General features: G+C 56.8%; 14 protein-coding genes. 2 read left to right on the top strand and 12 right to left on the bottom strand.

What is annotated here, in order from left to right; all coding sequences use genetic code 11:
* Positions 1-12: 12 nt before the first annotated feature.
* Positions 13-936, bottom strand: coding sequence for an MBL fold metallo-hydrolase (locus tag HH1059_RS04210; protein ID WP_096408651.1), 924 nt, complete (start codon positions 934-936; stop codon positions 13-15).
* Positions 937-1,030: 94 nt separating this feature from the next.
* Between HH1059_RS04210 and HH1059_RS04205 the strand changes: the two genes are divergently transcribed.
* A complete protein-coding gene (locus tag HH1059_RS04205; protein ID WP_096408649.1) occupies positions 1,031-3,040 on the top strand; it encodes an ATP-binding cassette domain-containing protein in 2,010 nt (669 codons plus the stop codon).
* A gap of 242 nt (positions 3,041-3,282) precedes the next feature.
* On the opposite strand, the gene HH1059_RS04200 is transcribed toward HH1059_RS04205, so the two are convergent.
* From HH1059_RS04200 to HH1059_RS04175, 6 genes are all read right to left on the bottom strand, one after another.
* Entirely contained in the window at positions 3,283-4,158 is an 876-nt protein-coding gene (locus HH1059_RS04200; RefSeq protein ID WP_096408646.1) for a class I SAM-dependent methyltransferase, read from the bottom strand.
* 15 nt (positions 4,159-4,173) lie between these two features.
* The gene (locus tag HH1059_RS04195) at positions 4,174-4,860 is read right to left on the bottom strand and encodes a zinc metallopeptidase (protein WP_096408644.1); all 687 of its coding nucleotides are present in this window, start codon (positions 4,858-4,860) and stop codon (positions 4,174-4,176) included.
* Complete coding sequence (locus tag HH1059_RS04190) at positions 4,857-7,211, bottom strand: helicase-related protein (protein ID WP_096408641.1); 2,355 nt, start codon at positions 7,209-7,211, stop codon at positions 4,857-4,859. The genes HH1059_RS04195 and HH1059_RS04190 overlap by 4 nt, the downstream gene beginning before the upstream one ends.
* A gap of 386 nt (positions 7,212-7,597) precedes the next feature.
* Entirely contained in the window at positions 7,598-7,804 is a 207-nt protein-coding gene (locus HH1059_RS04185) for a hypothetical protein (protein ID WP_096408639.1), read from the bottom strand.
* A gap of 108 nt (positions 7,805-7,912) precedes the next feature.
* The gene (locus HH1059_RS04180) at positions 7,913-9,487 is read right to left on the bottom strand and encodes a BCCT family transporter (RefSeq protein ID WP_096408636.1); all 1,575 of its coding nucleotides are present in this window, start codon (positions 9,485-9,487) and stop codon (positions 7,913-7,915) included.
* Positions 9,488-9,709: 222 nt separating this feature from the next.
* A complete protein-coding gene (locus HH1059_RS04175; protein ID WP_096408634.1) occupies positions 9,710-10,291 on the bottom strand; it encodes a hypothetical protein in 582 nt (193 codons plus the stop codon).
* 90 nt (positions 10,292-10,381) lie between these two features.
* On the opposite strand from HH1059_RS04175, the gene HH1059_RS04170 reads away from it, so the two are divergent.
* Entirely contained in the window at positions 10,382-11,701 is a 1,320-nt protein-coding gene (locus HH1059_RS04170; RefSeq protein WP_096408631.1) for a hypothetical protein, read from the top strand.
* Between the two features lie 187 nt (positions 11,702-11,888).
* On the opposite strand, the gene HH1059_RS04165 is transcribed toward HH1059_RS04170, so the two are convergent.
* From HH1059_RS04165 to serS, 5 genes are all read right to left on the bottom strand, one after another.
* Complete coding sequence (locus tag HH1059_RS04165; protein WP_096408628.1) at positions 11,889-14,207, bottom strand: tRNA(Met) cytidine acetyltransferase TmcA; 2,319 nt, start codon at positions 14,205-14,207, stop codon at positions 11,889-11,891.
* Positions 14,208-17,987, bottom strand: coding sequence for an ATP-dependent RNA helicase HrpA (gene hrpA, locus HH1059_RS04160; RefSeq protein WP_096408626.1), 3,780 nt, complete (start codon positions 17,985-17,987; stop codon positions 14,208-14,210).
* Between the two features lie 31 nt (positions 17,988-18,018).
* The gene (locus tag HH1059_RS04155) at positions 18,019-18,555 is read right to left on the bottom strand and encodes a metallophosphoesterase family protein (protein ID WP_096408623.1); all 537 of its coding nucleotides are present in this window, start codon (positions 18,553-18,555) and stop codon (positions 18,019-18,021) included.
* Between the two features lie 47 nt (positions 18,556-18,602).
* Positions 18,603-19,211 (bottom strand): bifunctional phosphoserine phosphatase/homoserine phosphotransferase ThrH, encoded by a 609-nt coding sequence (thrH, locus tag HH1059_RS04150; RefSeq protein ID WP_096408620.1) that lies wholly within the window; start codon positions 19,209-19,211, stop codon positions 18,603-18,605.
* A gap of 100 nt (positions 19,212-19,311) precedes the next feature.
* Complete coding sequence (gene serS / locus HH1059_RS04145) at positions 19,312-20,589, bottom strand: serine--tRNA ligase (RefSeq protein WP_096408618.1); 1,278 nt, start codon at positions 20,587-20,589, stop codon at positions 19,312-19,314.
* Between the last annotated feature and the right edge of the window lie 19 nt (positions 20,590-20,608).

Genomic DNA, 20,608 nt, shown 5'->3' with positions numbered 1-20,608 from the left:
GACAGGCTTGATTTACTTGCCGTTTTTCTTCTTCCAATAGCGCCGCAAACCGAGTGCCGACATCCATGACGGATTGATCAACTCATGGCCCGGCCAGTCGCGTTTATCAAGGTTACGTTCAAGCGCCCACTCATAGAGCCAATTGCTATAATTTTCCTGCAATTCTTCTACCGAGTCGGCCTTGCTAACCTCGCTATCAGCCCAGCTTACCGCTGCATCTATCCCCTCGCGCAACTCGGCCAGGTGCTCCGCTGGGTCAAGAAAGATGCCGTAGTGGGTCGGTGCCAGGTATTCTGGCTGCTGATCTTCGATATGCCGCAAGCTCTTCAGCCAGCGCTCGGGAATAAACTCTGGTGGCGGCATAGGTGGTATGACAGTAGATGAGCCCTGCAGGCGCACTCCACCGACATCACCAGTAAAGCAAATATCATCAAGCAGGTAGCACAAGTGGTGCTCGGCGTGGCCCGGGGTATCTAGGGCGATCACACCAACCCCGCCAACCGCTATCTCATCCCCGTCATCGAGGGTAGTGATCTGCTTTTCCGGGACTGCTTTAAATTCACCCCAAAGCGGGCCCATATTCTCTTCGCCGTAAATGCGCGCTGCGCTCTGCAGCAGCTTATCCGGCTCAGCCAAGTGCCGAGCACCGTTCGGATGAACATATATCTGGGCACCGTAGCTGGCCAAATGGCCGGCCGCCCCGGCATGATCAAGATGGATATGGCTGATCAGGACATGGGTGACATCGTGCGGGGCGAGCCCGCGCTTGCGCAGTTCGAGCTCCAAAGCAGCTACCGTAGACCCTGGTCCGCTCTCGATTATCATCGCCCCATGCTCATGGCGAATGAGATAGCTGGCGATGAGACCCGCTTTGCCCTGGAAGTGCAGGTCCATGACCTCTACTTCAACACCGGTTCGTGAACGGATGGACTCCACAGACCACCTCCTTAGCTAGCCATTATCTGACGGCGAAGTTATCATATCGCCATCCAAATATCAGCCGTACTTGAAAGCATAGTCCGAGGCAACTGTGCCGCTAATTGAGCTACGCAACATCCATCTGGCGCTCGGCCATCACCCCCCGCTGCTCGAAGCAATCGACTTCGCCATCAATCCCCGCGAGCGGGTCTGCCTGGTAGGACGTAACGGGGCCGGCAAGTCTACCCTGTTGCGCATGATCGCCGGGCAAATCGAGCCCGACGAAGGCTCTATTATCGTTGACCAGGGGGTGCGTATTGCCCAGCTTGCTCAGCAGCTACCTGAGGATACTTCGGGGTCAGTCTATGACCAAGTTGCCGCGGGGCTCGGCAAGCTTGGTAATAAACTTGGTAGGTACCACCAAGTAGCTGAAGCGGTAGCAGCGGGTGATACCCGGCGGCTTACTGAACTGCAAGAATTACAGGACCTGCTCGATGCCGAAGGTGGATGGGATCTTAACCAAAGAGTAGAGGCTGTTATAACTCGCCTCGAGCTTGACCCCCAGGTTGCCATGGCCAACCTTTCCGGCGGCGTACAAAGGCGCGTGCTGCTCGGGCGCGCCCTTGTCACCGAGCCCGATCTACTGCTCCTCGATGAGCCGACCAACCACCTCGACATTGATGCTATTACTTGGCTTGAGGATTTTCTGCGGGATTGGTCAGGGGCACTGCTATTTATCACCCACGATCGAGCCTTCCTGCAAAACCTTGCTACCCGCATCATCGAAATCGACCGCGGCCATTCCTACGACTATCCGGGCGATTACCACAACTATCTGCGCCGCCGCGAGGAGCGCCTCGCAGCCGAAGAGCAGCAGCGCGCCGAATTCGATAAACGTCTAGCCCGCGAGGAGGCCTGGATCCGCCAAGGCATCAAGGCGCGTCGCAAGCGCAACCAGGGCCGTGTCCGCGATCTGCAGCGCATGCGGGCAGAGCGTGCCGAGCGCCGCGAGCAGCTCGGCAACGCCCGCTTTCAGATCCAGCAGGCTGAACGCTCGGGTAAGATTGTCGCTGAGGCGGAAAATGCAAGTTTCGCTTACGCTAACGAGGAGATAGTTCGCGATTTAAACACCACCATCATGCGTGGTGACAAGGTAGGCCTAATCGGCCCCAACGGTTGTGGTAAAACCACCCTAATTCGCCTACTCCTAGGCGAATTGGAACCCACAGCAGGGCAGATTAGGCGTGGCACCAAGCTAGAGATAGCCTATTTCGATCAACAGCGCGCTGTGCTAGATGAAGATACCAGCGTGCAGGAGAACGTCGGCGCTGGCCAGGAGCATATAGATATAGGCGGTCAACGGCGCCATATTCTAAGTTATCTCCAGGACTTCCTCTTCCCTCCGCAGCGTGCCCGACAACCGGTGCGAGCCCTCTCGGGTGGCGAGCGCAACCGCCTACTCCTCGCCCGCCTATTCAGTCAGCCGGCCAATCTGTTAGTGCTTGACGAGCCTACCAACGACCTTGACGCCGAAACCCTGGAGCTGCTTGAGGAGCGTCTGCTCGATTTCAGCGGCACAGTCTTAGTGGTCAGCCATGATCGAGCCTTTCTCGACGCGGTTGTAACCCAATCTCTAGCCTACGAAGGAGGCGGTTGCTTCCGCGAATATCCGGGCGGCTACAGCGACTGGCTCAAGCAAAGGCCTGTTACCCCCGAGTTCTCCACTAAGAAAAATTCAGCCCAGCCCGCTGAGCGCATGCTGATGGCCAAGGACGAAACCAGCTATGGTGAGCGCACTAAGGCCAAAAACAGCACTAAGCAGGCAGGAGATGGCGACAAGAGCAATACCGACCCCGCACTGGCAAAGTCTCACAGGCATACTAGCAAGCCAAGCAAACGCCTGACACGCAACGAGGAACAAGAATTGGCCGCGTTGCCCGAGCAGATTGAAACCCTGGAGTTGCAGCAGGAAGCGCTGCACGAGAAGCTATCCGATCCACAGCTCTATCAAGGTGATAACGACCGTTTAGCCGAACTGCAGAATGAACTTAATAAGATTGAAAGCCAGCTCGAAAAGATCTATGCGCGCTGGCAAGAACTCGAGCTGCGTAATAACTCATAAGAGCACCACAAAGGGCGGGCGCCCGAAACACCCCTTATTGGACCAGTTAGCCAAGGGCGCCATGAGGCCTCCGAGGATGGATTCACGACGTCCTCAAACCTAGGGATGCCTCTAAAACTTCGCCGGCGCCACCATCTGCCCCGGTGTGGAGGTCTTGGCGCCAGGGATGGCGCCATGAAGCCTCCAGGGATGGATTCACGGCGTCCTCCACACCGGGGCGGATGGTGGCGCCGGCGAAGTTTTCAGAGACGCCCTTCAGGCTTCCGCCCCCGGGCTAGCACATAATCGAGCCCCGCATAAGCGGTCTGCGCAGAGGCACGCAAGCTCAGACGGGCCGCCATGCGCGCAGCAAAATGTAGGCGCTCCAGCGCTTGCGGGTTTGCGCGTAACCAATAGTGCAAAGGCGCGTAGACGTCGTCGCGAATCGACTGCACACTAAACTCTTCAAAGCCGCAGGCATCCAGCATTTGCCGGTAGATATCGCGCGGATAGGCATTCTCTTTTGCCATGGCAAACTTGCGCGCCGCCCAGCCCCAGGTGATTCGTTGTTTGAGCCGCTCTAAGGCCAGCGGTGCCGGCGGTGTCGGGACAATATCGGCGGTAGCCAACAAACCCCCAGGGCGCAGTACGCGTAACGCTTCGCGGAAAAATTTCTCTCGTGAGCGAAAGTGAAAGGCGCTTTCCAAGGCCAGCACGCAATCGGCGGAGTTATCTTCAAGAGGCATCTGCGTCGCCGAACCTTCGCGCAGATCAATCTGCCCCTCCAAGTGGTGATCTTTAACTCGCTGCTGCGCCAACTTTACCTGTGAAGGGGTAACGTTGAGTCCGATGATCTTGCGTGGCTGGTAGTGCTGCGCCCAAAAGATATCCTGATCAGCAAACCCGAACCCGACATCGACAACTACATCCTCGGGCCCCATAGCAACCGCATCGGCAAGCAAGGCAGCTAGGGCATCGCTTGCTTGATCAATACTCTCCGCCTCACGCCAATAGCCAAGATTCAGATAGAGCCCCTGCGCCGTAGCACTCCCCGTGGATAGCATGTCATAAAGCTCTTCCACCTGCGGAGCATGGAATGGGTTAAGTATCCAGCTCATGTATTGGCGAGTACGACTCATCTTTTTGATCTCTCCCTACGGGCGCAACATCCGTAGCCACGCCCAAAAGTTAAGCAGCGAGGCCAGCGCCTGAGCAACATAGGTACATGCCGCGGCGCTCAGCAACCGCCGAGCATGGGGCGGATCGACATCAGCAAACAAATAACCGCTGCGCTGCAGCATGGGCAGCGCACGCTTGAAGCTAGCATCAATCTCGGTCGGTAAGGTTACAAGGTGTACAACTATACCTGAGCCCATAGCCATAATCCCACCCAGGGCCAACAAACCGATCAGTGCCGGTGCCCGCAACAGACCGCCTAGCACGGGGGCGAGGAAGAGTAACCCGACGCCGATCTGCTGTCCACGGCCGGCCCATTTGACCAGTTTTTGGCGCCATACAAAGGGCTGGTAGCCACTCGCATGCTGCACCGCATGGCCGACCTCGTGAGCAGCTATAGTGATCGCAGCTAGGGAGCGGCCCTGATAATGAGACTCACTCAGGCGAACTGCCCGCTCTTGGGGGTCGTAGTGATCACCGCTTGCGGTCGGTTCAACGCGCACCGCGTTTAAACCATACCCATCAAGCAGTTCACGGGCCAATTCTGCGCCACTGACCGGATAACGCCCTTCCGGGTGTGAATAGCGCTTCATGACCCTCTGCACCCAAAGACTAGGGGCATAAACGGCTATCAGCAGAGCGATCAGCAGCAGGCCCCAAATCATTTGACTTCTACTACCCGGCTCGCACTCTGGTACTTGATCTTCCAACCTCGCCACGCCGGCAGCTCCCAACGCTTAGGAGCATCGCGCCTAATCCCACCAATTTTTTCGGCCACTAGTTCATTGCGACGGACATTATAGTGAATCCGCAACTGCAGATCAGGTAGATTAACCCGACGGGGGTAGCGAGCATCGAAATCCTCCCGCTCCCACCAGGGTATACCGTCAAACCGCAGATCCTGCGCTTCAAGCAGAAGCAAATCATCACCCTGCTCGACGCCTAGTTTATGCAGCCTTTCAAGCAGCCACTCATCGGCTTGGGGGACGTGACCAGCTGCATTCCCGAGGGCGACGTAAAGCTCCCAAGCCTCTAGGTCGTCCTGTAGCCGTTCCCCCGCGGGAGCCAAAAGATCGCCGGCTAGGATGAGTCGGGCCGCGGCTTGGCGAAGTTGCTCGCCCTCGGGCTCGATCGAACGGCTGTCAATTACTCTACCGGCATAGATCCGCTGCTCTTGGGCAGTAAGCTTTTCACCATCCCAATCAGGGTTTTCCACAACCACATCGCCGATTCCAGCATTGGCTAGATGGTTCATGCTCAATGGGGCCAAGCAATTAGCCACCGTCACCGTCTGCCGGGTACCCTTACCCGGGACGCTATGGCCATTCAGAACTAGGGCCGCTTCCGCACTTTCGCTCAGCAATGATCGCTCATCAATGGCGACTTCATCATGACCGTTGCCCATGGCATGACGCCGTTTAGCGCGCCGCACGTAGACCATCTCGGGGAAAGCCTGCGGGACGACGGAGAAGGCCGAATCGGCAATTTTGCTCAAATCGACATTCCTCTCCTCACCATCAGAGTCTTGTCTATCCAGGGGCAAAGAGAGCAGCTCGCCCAACTGTCGGGCTAGCCGCCGAGCTTCATCCCGAGCCCGCCGATCAAACTTGACCGCAGGCAGATCATAGCCACGCACAACCGCAACCAGTAGGGTGGCGTCACAGCGTCTACCTAGATGCTGCTCAAGCTTGTCGAGTTCGCGCGGCTGCTGCGGGGAGCGAACCCAAGAGCCGCCAGCTGCCAACGCCGCGACCAAATCGACCATGAAACAGGCGCTGCTGGTATCCGGCATGGCTACCACTAAATGGGCGTGAATAGGCTCTACCGGCAAAGCAAATAACTGCCGGCCACGCTGTGTTACCCTGCCTTGCTCATCCAACGCACCTATCTCCGTGAGGGTATTTTGCCCCTGCTCAAAACTCTCCTGGCGCGGACTATCGGGGAATTGCAATCTGTCTGCCGGGTATCCGGCACAGGCCGCTGCCAAAACCAATTCAGTTAAATCCTCACGCTGCACCTCGGGCGGTGTACGGCGCGCTAATGGTGCCGCTTTTCCCCATAAGCGCAGACACAGCCCCGGGGCAACTCGCCCGGCTCTGCCCGAGCGCTGATCGGCGGCGGCCTGCGAGACCGGCTGCAAGGCGAGCACTGTCCGGCCATTACGCCGTAAAGTGCGTCGCTCCAGGCCGGAATCAACCACTGCGGTAACCCCCGGCACGGTAAGCGATGTCTCCGCGACATTGGTAGCCAGTACTATACGTCGGCTCTCGCTCTGATTGAGAGCCCGTTGCTGTTCATTAAGAGAAGCAGAAGCGTGCAGGGCAGTTACTTCTGCATCAAAGCCCTGCAGTGCATGGCGAGATTTCTCTATTTCGCCACGCCCCGGGAGAAAGACCAACACATCACCTGCGGTTCTTTGCCAAGCACTTTTGACGCCCTGAACAACCCGCTCAGCAAGACCACGGCTGCTCGGCATATCCCGGGCTTGACGAGATAAGTATTCAGTATCCACCGCGTAGCTGCATACTTGCGCCTCGAGTAAAGTAGCACCGAGATAATCGGTAAGGACCTGACCATCTATGGTCGCTGAGGTAAGCACCAGGCGCTGTTGAGCATCTGCTTTGAGCAGGGCCACGAGCAAATCGGTATCCCAACGCCGCTCATGGAATTCGTCTATAATGATGCTCTGGAATTGCTCAAGCCTACCCGCGGCACGCCAGCGCAGCGCGACACCAGGGGTGACGAAGAGTATTCGGGTCCGCTCCCCCATCCGCTTGTCCAGTCTGACACTGTAGCCGACCGCATCACCGAGCTGACAATCTAGTGAATCAGCGACATATCCAGCCAGGCTCGTCGCCGCGACACGGCGCGGTTCGACCACCATTACCGGCCCCTTTTCAGCAGCCCAGACTGGCAGACGGGTAGATTTCCCCGAACCAGTCGGCGCAGTAACAATTACGTGGCCACTAGATAAAGCTGCGACGAATTCATCACGCAGTTCGTCGATTGGGAGCATAGTCGGTGTTTAGCAATTCTGCCCCGTTGTGGAAGAAGAGGATTTACAGCGTCCTCAGCAAAGGGCGCCTCTAAGACTTCCCCGGAGCCATTAACTGCCCCGGTGTGGAGGTCTTAGCGCCAGGGATGGCGCCATCAAGCCTCCAGGGATAGATTCACGACGCCCTCCACACCGGGGCAGTCTATGGCTCCGAGGAAGTTTTCAGAGATGCCCGCTACGACGGTTGCGTAGCTCAACTGCTTCTTTAAGCTTCTCTCCACACCGGGGCAACGTGGATCAGATAGAAGATAAGAAAATTCCCCGAGCAGACTGCTGGGCAACTCAGCAGTCTGTTTCGAGAGGCTTGCTTATGATAGGACTAAAAAGCTATCTAGGCAGCCACAGCCCTAGCTTGATTCTCTATCATTGCGCAGATTCTCCAATCCCCAGGCGGTACCGCCCAAAGCACCGAGAATCACCAAAAAGGTTCCGAAACCTGCCGCCGCACCACCTTCGTTCCACAGGCCAGCTACTGCGAAGAGAAAACCTAACCCGGTAACCACTCCCATAAACAGCATGGGGGCCTTGAGGCCGTGATAGAGATCGATATCCATAAGGGGTCCTCCCGTCTATTATTAATCTCTGCAAACCAATATCTTGAGTATCAGCGCAAGCTTACCCAAGCTTGCGCAGTACGCCAATAGGTTACCTCAAAAACTCCTCTACAAATGAGGCGCTCCCGGTGGCCGACGCCCCGGTTGCCAATCCATCTGCATCCGGTTCTTCTCGTCTTGAAGCCCGCGCACCAACGCATAACACATCAGCAACATGATAAGTGAGAACGGCAGAGCAGCGATAATGGCAGCAGCCTGCAGAGCGACCAAGCCACCGGCAACCAACAGAACCGCTGCAACACAACCTTCACCTACACCCCAAAAAGCACGCTGCGCCGTCGGCGGCTCGGTATTACCCACGGAGAGCAGCATAGTTATCACCAGGGTAGCCGAATCCGAGGAGGTGACAAAGTATGTTGCTATTAGCACCGTAGCGATAACCGCTGCCAGGGTAGCAATGACCCCGGGGGCAACCGCCTCTATGGTGTAATAGAGCGCTATGGTCTCATCCTCGCTGACTGCATCTACCAAACCTCCGGCACCAAAGAGCTCTTGATAAAGGCCAGTGCCTCCAAAAACAGTCAGCCAGCCTATGGCGAGCAGGGTAGGCACCAGCAGGACACCGAGCACGAATTCACGGATCGTCCTCCCGCGTGAAATGCGCGCTATAAACATGCCGACAAAAGGTGCCCAAGCGATCCACCACCCCCAATAGAAGGCAGTCCAGTTCAGTTGCCATTCATCAGCATCACGCGCCCCGGAAGAGTCGGTCCAAAAACTAAGGTAAACGACATTTTGCAGGTAGTCGCCGACACCCTGGACGAAACTCGATAGCAGATATAGTGTCGGGCCAAAGCTTAGGAAAAAAAGCAGAATTATCCCGCTGAGGATCAAGTTAAGCTGCGAGAGTATCTTGACTCCGCGCCCCACCCCGGAAATAACTGACCCCACCGCTATGGCAGTCACACAGGCAATTATCGCTAGTTGATAGTTCAGCCCCACTTCCAGGCCAACCAATTCATTAAGACCGGTATTAATCTGCACCGCCCCGAGACCGAGAGACGTGGCGACACCAAAGATTGTGCCAAAGACCGCCAATAGATCGGCAGCATGGCCAATAGGACCGTAGATTCGCTGACCGATCAGCGGATACAGGGCCGAACGAATCGCCAGCGGCAACTTTTTGCGATAGCAGAAGAAAGCGAGCGCTAGGGCAACAATGGCATAGATGGCCCAGGGGTGAAGACCCCAGTGGAAATAAGTTAACCGCATGGCTGTCTCAGCCGCCGCCTTACCCTCACCTTCCTGGGCAAATGGATTGCTTTGGAAGTGATAAATGGGCTCAGCTATGCTCCAGAAAAGTAAGCCGATGCCCATTCCGGCACCGAAGAGCATAGAAAACCAGGCGAAATAGCTAAACTCGGGCGGGCGGTCATCATCGCCAAGCTTTAAATCGCCAAAGCGGCTGATGAGCAGAAAGATCGCGAAGAGCAAGAAGAAGGCTACAACCCCAATGTAGTACCACTTGAAGTAATTAAAGACCCACTCCATGGCCTCATTAAATACTTCTTCGGCATAACTTGGATCATAGGTACCGAAGCCGAGAAAGGCCCCGACTACCAAAACCGCCATTAGTGTCAGGGGTATATTCAAGCCCTTGAGCGGCCCTTTTTGCGCTCGCATAAGTAGGTCCTTTGCTTTGGCTGGAGCTGTGCGGTTTAAGGTAACCTCTAAAACTGCGCCGGCGCCACCATCCGCCCCGGTGTGGAGGACGCCGTGAATCCATCCCTGGAGGCTTCACGGCGCCATCCCTGGCGCCAAGACCTCCACACCGGGGCGGATGGTGGCGCCGGCGAAGTTTTTAGAGGCGCCCTTAAGATTTGGCTTTGGTGGCTCCCAAAAGGGTTAACTACTCTCGAAGTACTCCTCGCCAACATGGTCCTCATAGCCGCCAACAGCACGATAGACCAGATCTCCTCGCGAGTTAAATCGGTGATCGATCAAGGAAACGGTAGGCTGGCGGTTGACCGCGGTACGTTGTCCCAAATAAATGCACACCGGTACCCCAACATTGGTGGTGCCGACGGTAATCCATAACCGATCAAAACCGAAACCGCCGCCGACGAAGTTCAACTGCGTTAGTGCATCGTCGAATCCGGCGACAAAATAGTTGCGTTGCTCACGACTAGAGAACAGATGGATCCTTATATAAGCATTTATAAGCTCACTAACCAGCTCCGGAATACGGAACTCGCCAGTAACTTCGGCCCCCTCGTGATGTTCGGCAAACGGGTCAACATGCACGGTTAGGTCTTCCGGCTGGGCATTGAAACGCGGTAAGTATCGGACATAAGCGGAAGTATCCACCAGGTTATAGCGCACTCGCACGATGCGCAGCTGCTCTACTAGCTCTTCGATGCTATAAGACTCAGGTGAAACCTCTGGCTCTTGATGCTCTTCCTCTGGTTCTAGTTGATCATCGGACATACTCTATGAAACCTCTAAATCTGCTCGACCAGGGCGCTGAATATCGCCAAGAAAGTTGCCGTGTGGGGTCAACATCCTTATCATCTAGCCATGATTATTACAACACTCAGCGCCACCGGGGCTGTCATATCGGTCCTGCTGGTGATTATAGCCGGAACTTACGAGCGTAAGGCTCAGCGAGACTCACTTCGTTTCGAGGCTGAGGTGGCGAGAGATGTTAAACACTGGCAGCGTGGCGCTGCTACCCTTTTCGCAATCAGCGCTCTACCATCGCTTATTAGCCGCCCTCAGCCGGAGCTTGCCGAAGCGGTATACGACTCACTCGACGCCTTGGCGCCGATGTTTCTCCTGCTTGCGTCGCTATGCTTTGTAGCCAGCATCAATAAAGTTATTCCAGCCTGGCGCAGATACAAGGCACAGCGTGAACAAGACGCCCGGAGGCGGCAGATTGCCGCGCAAGGGGCGCCTTACCCCGAAATATCCGCTGCTGTAGCGCAGAGTCTCAGCCAATGCTTACCGGATATGGAGCTACAGACTGACGTTCGCGACAAACTTGGTAATCACGCCAGTCTTCTCCTCCAATCGGGAGAGGAAAACCAGCGTTACGTCGTCTATGCCCTTCCTCGTGATAACCTCTTCGTCAATAATGATAGCAAAAAAGGCTCCGAGGGTAGTAAAAATAACGGTCTAACAATCAATCACAATGCCCTACTAAGGGCGGCAAATGCGGCAAAACAACATGATGCTCGGCCAATACTATGGACCCCATTAGGCCCGAAAGAGCAGGTCAACGGCTACTACGCCCCCGTCGATTGGGATCCTCGACCTTACGTCGTTGAAGGCAAAGACATCCATCTTGCTGAGACGGTTAAAAAGTTTGAGTTAACCGCCCGTTCAGAGAGACGTCGACGCGAATCAAGGGAGGCCGCCCGCAAGGCTAAAGAAGGCGACCCGCGTTACCACGTCCCAGTGCGCACTGACACATCCGCCGAGAGGGGCAGAAACAATAGCAACCGTGATGAGTGGGAGCGCTTTAATCTCCTTGCCCCGCGCCATCCTCACATTCAAGAGGTTATTCGCAGAAGGGCCCACAATCTGTGCGATAAGTGTGTGCAGAACATCGTGCCGGAAGAGAACAGTAAGATCGTTGTAACTGATCATGAGCACGTTTGCAAAAATGATGCTTCGATCAGGATAGTTCTCGAAGACAGCCCTGAACAAGTACCTCAAAACCTTCCCGACTGCGCACAGTGTCACTACGAGCATCCGGAATACTATGAATCATGTGTCTCTCGCCTGACTCTGGTCCATTCCGGTAATTGCCCCGATGTGCATAAAAACGCCGAACGCGACGCTGAGCTCGACCGTCAAGAAAAGCTTGCTGAACTCGGCCGCTCCTTCAAGGGCTAGGCACGCTAGAACGGCTCTTGGGAACCTCTAAGAACTTCGCCGGCGCCACCATCCGCCCCGGTGTGGAGGACACCGTGAATCCATCCCTGGAGGCTTCATGGCGCCATCCCTGGCGCCAAGACCTCCACACCGGGGCGGATGGTGGCGCCGGAGAAGTTTTAGAGGCACCCTCTTGCAATAACAAGAATCAGGCTATTTTATCGAGCATATTGGCTACATATTCGCGCAGCTTAGCAATTCCCTGCTGCCGGCCGTGGCTGCCGAGCAACAAAGAAACGCTTTGCCAGTCTTGTCTCTGCAAGACCTTGGCGATGAGCGCAGCTGAGCCACTGCAATAGTCCTGGCCGCCCTGCGCCGATGGCTGATCAATATGTTCGGGATATTGCAACACAACCACCGCCAAGGCCTTAAGTGCCGGCAAGCTAGCCGCATAACCACGCTGACCATAAGCAAATCCGCTCAAATCACGCCTCTGCCCAGCAGACAAACGCGGCCTTGAATAGCCGTCTGCAGCAGCAAATATCTGCCCCGCCAGCCCTGGCTCGAGCCTATTTAGCGGCTCACCCAGCAGTGCCTCAGCGGACTCGCGCAAGCGCTCTCCAGCCTCACCAGTTATGGCCGCACCAGCTTGGTCGAGCCCTTTGGCCATTAAAACTGCATGCTCGCCGCTCGCTGCATCCCGCTGCACTCCGAGCGCTACGGAGCTTAACCCCAGCGAGCGCCAAAAGGCTACCAGATCTGTTGTGCCGCCAAAGCTGGTACCAAAAATTGAGTATCCGACCGCCTCGGCATGCGCTTGAGCGCGCTTAACCAAACTACTACCAATCGCGCGGCGACGCAGATGCGGGTGAACAGCAATACGCATTATTCGCAGCGCCCTATACCGCGGTGTCCTTGCTACTCCGCCATGGGCCGAGAGCATTTGACAGAGTAAATGCCCCCGCAGTCGGCGCTGGCCCTGCCATATCTGCTCTGCACTTTGCTCATCAAGACCGCCTTCGGCTACAGCCACCAATATCCCGACCACCTCGTCACCAAGCAAAGCCCAGAAGATCTCGATACCCGGGGAGTCGAGCCACTGCCGCAAATCCAGAGGACGAGTCCGGTAGTGCGCCGCTACTAACAGGCCGAACGACTGCCGGAGACGGCGCTCGTCTGCTACCAAATCATCGCGATTGACGCGCTCCAGAACCAGTAGCCGCTCAGCATGCACCTCACCCTGTTGCAGAGAAGTTGCAAGCTTCGCTACCGAGTGGCAATCACCCCCACACTCAGAACGCCGCGCATCATCTTCCTCAGCGGCAAACAGTTGGGCCGGCTCGGCATCCAGCAATAGCGCCCCTGTTAACCACTGCTCGAGCTTATCGCCTGCTTGCCAGCGGATCGGCGTCTCCAACCGCAGCAACCGCCACTCAGGGGTATGAGAATCAAGCACTGAACGAAAGCGCAAATCGAAACCACGCCCTGTGCCTTCATAGCCATGTACCGTTGTTGAAAAGGCGATCCTCGAGAACCGACGCAACAGCCGAGTCAAGACCGCCACTGGCAAACCTGCTGCCTCATCAACAACCAGCAAGTCTGCCTCCAGTTGGTTATCGAGTAGCTCTTGCGGGGAGTGATAACTAAGCCTACCTTGTGCCGTCACCATCTCGCGCCTAGACACACGTTTGGCATTACAGCGCTGCAGGGCATGCTCGAAAACCGGCTCTGCCGCCGCTAGGCGCGGCGCGGTCACTACAACATTAGTGACCTTTGCTAGTGCCAATAATTCACCGATAGCAATACCCAATGCCGCTGATTTACCGCGACCGCGATCAGCGCTCAACACAACCGGCCGACGCCTATGGCCTGTCACCACGCGCATCAAGGCCTTAACCGCGGCGCGCTGATCAGAGCTACAGCAACCAAAAGAGTCTCTTGCCAATTCTGCTGCAGGACCAGGAACTAGCCGCGCTAGGGCGTCACCTTCGCTATAGCACTCTACCCATGGCGCGTTGCGCAAAAGGTCTACCAAGCGCCGGATGAATCGGTCCCCAGCATCGGCGATACTCCAACCGGCGGGCACCAGTCGCTCTAATGCAGCATCCGGCTTAGCTGGCCAACTAATCAGCTCGGGGGTCAACAGCACGAGAATGCCACCGCCGCGCAACGCGCCGGCAGCCGCTGCCAAGGCATCGGGGTCGAGGCCGTCATGGGCATCGAAGACAATTATATCCTGAGTTGTTCCCAGCAAGCGCGGGTAGTCAGCGCCAGCAATAGAGTTTACCTCGGCTGGAGCCCCTTCGCCGAGCCAGAGCACGCGATACCGGCAATCATAACCTGCCCCTTCGGGGAATTGCTCAGGGCATTTCTCTTGGCATTGCTGAGGGGCATTCTGGGAGGAATTCTGGGAGGCAGCCTTAGCGACCTCCTGACAGCTTTCCTGTCCAATCCCCAGTAGCGCTTGGCGAGCCTGTTGCCGGGCCCAATCCCGGCCGCCGGCGAGATGGACCAGGCGCCTGTTCATTTACACAACCTCGCGCCATAACTTTTGCAGCCGCTTCTCCGAAACCTTCTCCTGAACCCCGATATCTTGAGCGAAAAGGGAGACACGGTACTCCTCGAGCAACCAGCGTAACTGCTCTAAGTGAGGATCAGGGACACCACGATCAGAGCGTTGAGCAAGGCGCTGTTGAATCTTCTCATGCCAGGGACGAATGCAGCGCAGCGAGTCACGCTCCTTGGTTGGATTGACTTTCAGCTTCTCGACCCGGCGCTGTAAAGCGCGCAGAAAACGAGGCAATTTTGTCAATTGCTCGGCCGGGGTGTTGGCAATAAAACCGGGATAGACCAGACTGCGCAGATGCTCTTCTATATCCCGCAAGCTCTCTAATAGGGCCGGACTATTCAGGCCCTTGAGCTCCTTGCGCAACTGCTGATAGATACTGAGGACTGTTTCAATATCAGCCGCCAGCTGCTGCGCCTGCGCCATCAGCTCAGCACGCCCGGCAGCAAGTTGCTGCTCAAAGCTTTCCCTATCACGGGGTAAACCGGAGCTCAGAAAGCTGCGATCAAATGCCGCTTGAACAATCTCTTCACGCAACTCTTCGTCGCTGCCTAAGCCGCGATACTGCAAACGCAGCTGCTTAAATTCTTCAAGCTTACGCATGGCCCTGACCTGCTGCGGCAAAGCCAGCATGAACAAGCGCCGGGCCCCAGCGTAAGACGCCCTTTCCGCCGCCTCGAATGATTCGAGTAACGTCAGGCTTACCGAATCACCTTCATCACATAGCGCCGGATAGGCATAAAATGTTATGCCGCCCTCGCTCAGGGTTATCGCCTCGGGCAACTCGGCAAAGTCCCATTGCTTGATGCCACTGCGTTGCCAGACCTGGGCCGCAGAGCTAGTGTCCGCGCTTGCTGCCAGTTCATGACTGACCCGGCTTGCCAACTCACTGCGCAGAGCCGCTAGATCGCGCCCTGTAGCCAACTCCCGACCATGCCGATCTACGACTTGAAAGGATATCTGCAGGTGCGCCGGTAACTCGATATCATCAAAAGCCCCAGCAGGTATCTCAACCCCGGTAATCCGCTGTAACTGCCGCGAGGTAGCATCGATTAACGAGCCCTCGCCCCGGGGCAGTGCCTCTAACACCGCCCGAGCATACTCCGGAGCCGGCACGAAGTTGCGCCGCAGACGCTTAGGTAGCCCACGAATCAGAGCTGTAACCTTCTCGTGCAATAGGCCTGGCACAAGCCACTCGAATGGCTCCGGGGTCAACTGCTGGAGCGCGGCCAGAGGCACCGTCACCGTAATCCCGTCCTCTTCACTGCCCGGTTCAAGCTGATAGGTCAACGGCAGTTGCATGCCATTTATTAGCAGATGATCCGGATAGTCCTGGGCACTAAACTGCGCCGCATCAGCACGCATAACATCAGCGCTGCTCATACATAGGCGCTGTGGATCTTTGCGCTCAACACGGCGCCGCCACTTTTCAAACGCCGCTGCATCGCAAATATGCTCGGGAACACGGGATTTATAAAATGCAGCGAGTTGCTCCCTATCGACTAGCAAGTCACGCCGCCGCGCCTTAGCCTCGAGCTGCTCAACCTGCGCAATTAGATCCTGATTATGGCGCAGAAAATTGCCGCGAGTGCGCAACTCGCCGGCAACTAAGGCGGAGTCGATAAATATCTCGCGGGCACGCTGCGCATCTATGCGGGCATAGTTAACCCGGCGCCCAGAGGCAAGGATGAGCCCATACAGCGCCACCTGCTCCTCAGCCACCACCTGTCCAGCCCGTTTGCGCCAGTATGGCTCGCTATAACTGCGGGAGACGAGGTTTTGCGCCGCAGCCTCTATCCACTCTGGACGAACCTCAGCAACAGTGCGCGCATAGAGTCGTCGCGTCTCAACCAGCTCGGCAGCTACGATCCACTTCGGCTTGCGCTTAGCCAACGCCGACCCCGGGAAGATATGCAGCTTAACCCCGCGCGCCCCGAGCCAAGTCCGCTCCTCCTTATGCCGCGCCACCTGACTTACCAGGCCAGTTAGTAAGGCCCGGTGAATCGGCTCAAAGTAATCCTCTAAGTCATCATGGTGACTGTCTCGATCTGGGCTTTGTGCTGCTCTGCCTGATGATGCTTGCCCTACCGTCTTGATTCTATCCTTACGAGTACCTGCTCCAGCACCATGTTGCCCGGCCTCACGCAACATCTCGGCGAATTGACGACGTATTTCGGCCCACTCGCGCATCCTCTGTGGCGCCAGGAAATGCTCACGGCACCACTCAGTCAACTTGCGCCGTGACAAGGTTTGACGGTGCTGCTGATAGTCTCGCCACAGGTTGAGGAAACCGAGAAAATCGCTCTTCGGATGCTGCCAACGGGCATGCGCCTCATCAGCCGCCTCTTGTGCCTCCAGGGGACGTTCCCGCGGATCCTGAATCGATAGCGCAGCGGCTATTATCAGAACCTCGCGCTCGACCCCGAAGTCACGCGCCGCTAGTAGGATCCGAGCAATCCGCGGGTCAGCCGGTATCCGCGCCAGACGCCGGCCACACCGCGTAAGGCGGCGCTTTTCATCGACCGCGTCAAGCTCATGCAACAGGCGCAAGGCATCGTTGATATAACGCTGCTCCGGCGGCTCGACGAAGGGGAATTGGTCAATTTCACCCAACCCCAGGGCCTTCATCTGGAGGATGACCCCGGCGAGATTGGTGCGCAGGATCTCCGGGTCGGTAAAGGGTGGCCGACCCTGGTAGTCATCCTCACTATACAGGCGTATGCAAATCCCCGGGGCCTCGCGACCGCAGCGCCCGGCCCGCTGATCAGCACTGGCCTGAGAAATGGGCTCGACCGGCAGCCGGGAGACCTTAGTGCGGTGGCTATAGCGACTTATGCGCGCCTGCCCGGAATCGATGACATAGCGAATCCCCGGGACCGTAAGGGACGTTTCAGCGACATTAGTGGCCAGCACCACCCGCTGCCTTGCGCCGTAGCTGAAGACCCGCTGCTGTTCGGCACTCGACAGGCGAGCATAGAGGGGTAATATCTCTGTCTCCGGCGGTGCCTGTTTGCGCAGTGCCGCGGCGCACTCGCGGATCTCGCGCTCGCCGGAGAGGAAGACCAGCACATCACCTCTGCCCTCACGGCGCAGTTCAGCTACGCCGTCGACCACTGCTTGAGGCAAATCGACCCCATCGCGCTCCTCGAATGGTCGATAGCGCACCTCTACCGGATATGTGCGCCCTGAGACTTCAAACACAGGGGCCTCGTCAAAGTGTTTCGAAAAGCGCTGCGGATCAATGGTCGCTGAGGTTACGATAACCTGCAGATCGGGACGCCTAGGCAGGAGTTGCTTGAGATAACCGAGCAAAAAATCGATGTTGAGGCTGCGCTCATGGGCCTCATCTATGATAACCGTATCATACTGATTTAAGTCTCGATCCGACTGTATCTCGGCGAGCAGCATACCGTCGGTCAGCAGCTTGACCCTGCTCTGCTGACTAACCTGATCGGTGAAACGGACTTTGTAGCCGATCTCCTCGCCAAGAGTAGTTCGGGTCTCCTGCGCTAGACGCGCGGCCAGCGAGCGGGCAGCAATACGCCGCGGCTGGGTGTGGGCTATACGCCGCTCTTCTCCCCGGCCTAGCTCTAAACACATCTTCGGCAGCTGGGTAGATTTGCCCGAACCTGTTGCGCCACAGACAATCACTACCTGGTGCTCGCTCAGAGCAGCAAGCAGCTTATCGCGTGACTCAACAACCGGAAGCTGTGGATCGTACTCCAGATTAATCTCGCTCAACGGGGCATACCGCTCCTGATTAGCCTGTTAACTAATCACCGTTGACGCCGCTAATTGCCCGGTACTTACGTGGCGGAAAGCGATGGGTTTCAACCTCCCAATGCTGCTCATCACAAACCAGGATTAGCATCGATGGCCCGTCACCCACGCGCACTCTTCCTGCAGCACCAGGATTGAGGATCCAAGGGTATTTATCGTCATCGACTACCAGTTCATGGCTGTGGCCACAGGCGATAGCCCGCGTCTCAGCAAGGCTCTCCCGAAGCTGAGCGTGGCGCTGAGAGGAGTTATAGCTATCGCCATGGAGCACCGCGAGCTGGCCACCAGGCAGATCGAGCATTAGCTGCCCAGGCAGGTTCTCCAGCATGTGCCCTTCGTGGTCTGGCCATGTCTGCGGGCCATCGACGTTACCCCGCACCGCGTAGACCTCTTCGCGCGGCTGCATGGCACACAGAACTTCGGCACCACCTATGTCACCGGCATGTACAGCAACATCGCAAGCGGCCAGCTGCTCAGCGATGCGCGGATCGAGAAACCCGTGTGTATCAGCTATTATGCCTACCCGCATTACGGTACCACCCTGCGCGAGCTAGCGCTGCTTATTCGACTTGCCAGCTACTCAGCACGAAATGCCGAGTCGATGGCCCGCCTGAGCTCGACATAGTCATGAGTAACCGTAAACTGCGGAAACTCTTCAGCTATCTCTGGCGGCGGACAGAAGAAGATGCCGCAATCAGCGGCGCCTAGCATGCGCGTATCGTTATACGAGTCGCCTGCGGCCGCCACCCTGAAGTTAAGCTGGCGCAAGGCACGTACTGTCTCGCACTTATGGTCTTCAAGGCGAATATTGAAGTCATTGATACGCCCCTGCTCGCTGACATCGAGACTGTGACAAAATAGTGTCGGCCATCCGAGCTGAGCCATGAGCGGCCGTGCAAACTCATAGAAGGTATCCGAGAGGATTATCACCTGATAGTCGGCACGCAAGCCGTCGAGGAAGTCTCGCGCCCCGGGGAGGGGCTCAAGGCGAGCAACAACCGATTGAATATCAGCCAGCCCTAGGCCGTGGTTATCCATATCGGCCAAGCGCAGAGTCATGAGCTCGTTATAGTCGGCGACATCACGGGTCGTAGCGCGAAAAGCGTCAATCCCCGTTAAATCGGCAAGATTGACCCAGACCTCTGGAACCAGCACGCCTTCAAGATCAAGACAGACTATATTCAAGCGTTTTCCCTCCCGGCATCCAGCCACTACTCGGCTGATGATTAAGCGGACCGGCCAATCTAGTCATTATACGACCGTTGTGCAAGCACAAAATTTGCCCTTACTCACCCAGTAGACGTTTCCCACCCATATAGGGTACAAGTGCCTCTGGGACATTAACACGGCCGTCGGCATCCTGGTAGTTTTCGAGTATCGCCACCAGACAGCGGCCAGCCGCCACACCCGAGCCGTTCAGAGTATGGACTAGCTCCGGTCTGCCGGTTTCAGGGTTGCGCCAGCGCGCCTTGAGCCGACGCGCCTGAAAATCGGTGAAATTAGAACAAGAAGATATCTCACGATAGCGTTGCTGACCAGGCAGCCAAACCTCTAAGTCGTAAGTCCTTGCCGCCGAAAAGCCGATATCGCCACTGCACAGGGTGACCACCCTATACGGCAGGCCTAAACGTCGCAGCACTGTTTCTGCGTGACCGGTTAGCGCCTCCAGCGCATCCCAGGATTCGCTCGGTCTTACCACCTGCACCAGCTCGACCTTCTCGAATTGGTGCTGGCGGATCATTCCGCGGGTATCTTTACCATAACTACCCGCTTCAGCCCGAAAACAGGGGGTATGGCTGACAAAACGGCTCGGCATCTCACTATCTTCAAGAATACGATCCTGTACTAGGTTAGTAACCGGCACCTCTGCAGTGGGGGCGAGATAGAGCAACGGATCGTGCTCAACCCGAAACTGATCCTCTTCAAACTTGGGCAGTTGCCCGGTGCCAATCAACGCCTGCACATTAACCAGGTAAGGCACATAGACTTCCCGGTAACCGTGCTCATTGATATGCAGATCGAGCATGTACTGGATCAGCGCCCGGTGCAGCCGGGCTATGTCACCACTCAGGGCGACAAAGCGACTACCAGCAATGCGTGTCGCCACCTCGAAGTCCATACCGCCGAGCAACTCGCCCAGATCGACATGGTCACGCGGAGTGAAATCGAAGGCAGGCAACCCTCCCCACCTGCGCACCTCGCGGTTGGCCGACTCATCTTCACCGTCAGGAACTTGCTCATCGAGCAGATTGGGCATCTCTAGGTGCCACTGCTCAAGTTGCTGCTGAACCTCGTCAAGACTGCTCTTGCAACTCTCTAGGCGCTCACCGAGCGCGGTGACCTGGGCCTTGAGTGGCTCTATGTCCTCGCCCTGGCTCTTGGCTTTGCCGATCGACTTGGAGCGCTGATTGCGCTCATTTTGCAACTCCTGCGTCTCAATCTGTAGCTGACGGCGACGCTCTTCGAGATCTTTGTAGGCAGCAACATCGAACTGGTAGCCCCGCCTAGCGAGGTTGGCTGCTACCATCTCAGGATCATTACGCAGGTGCTTCGGATCGATCATCTATGCAACGGCCTCCATT

Origin of the sequence: Halorhodospira halochloris, assembly GCF_002356555.2 — a bacterium.
Classification (GTDB): domain Bacteria; phylum Pseudomonadota; class Gammaproteobacteria; order Nitrococcales; family Halorhodospiraceae; genus Halorhodospira; species Halorhodospira halochloris.
The sequence above is the reverse complement of the archived record's forward strand: the minus strand, read 5'-3'. Positions and strand labels throughout refer to the sequence as shown.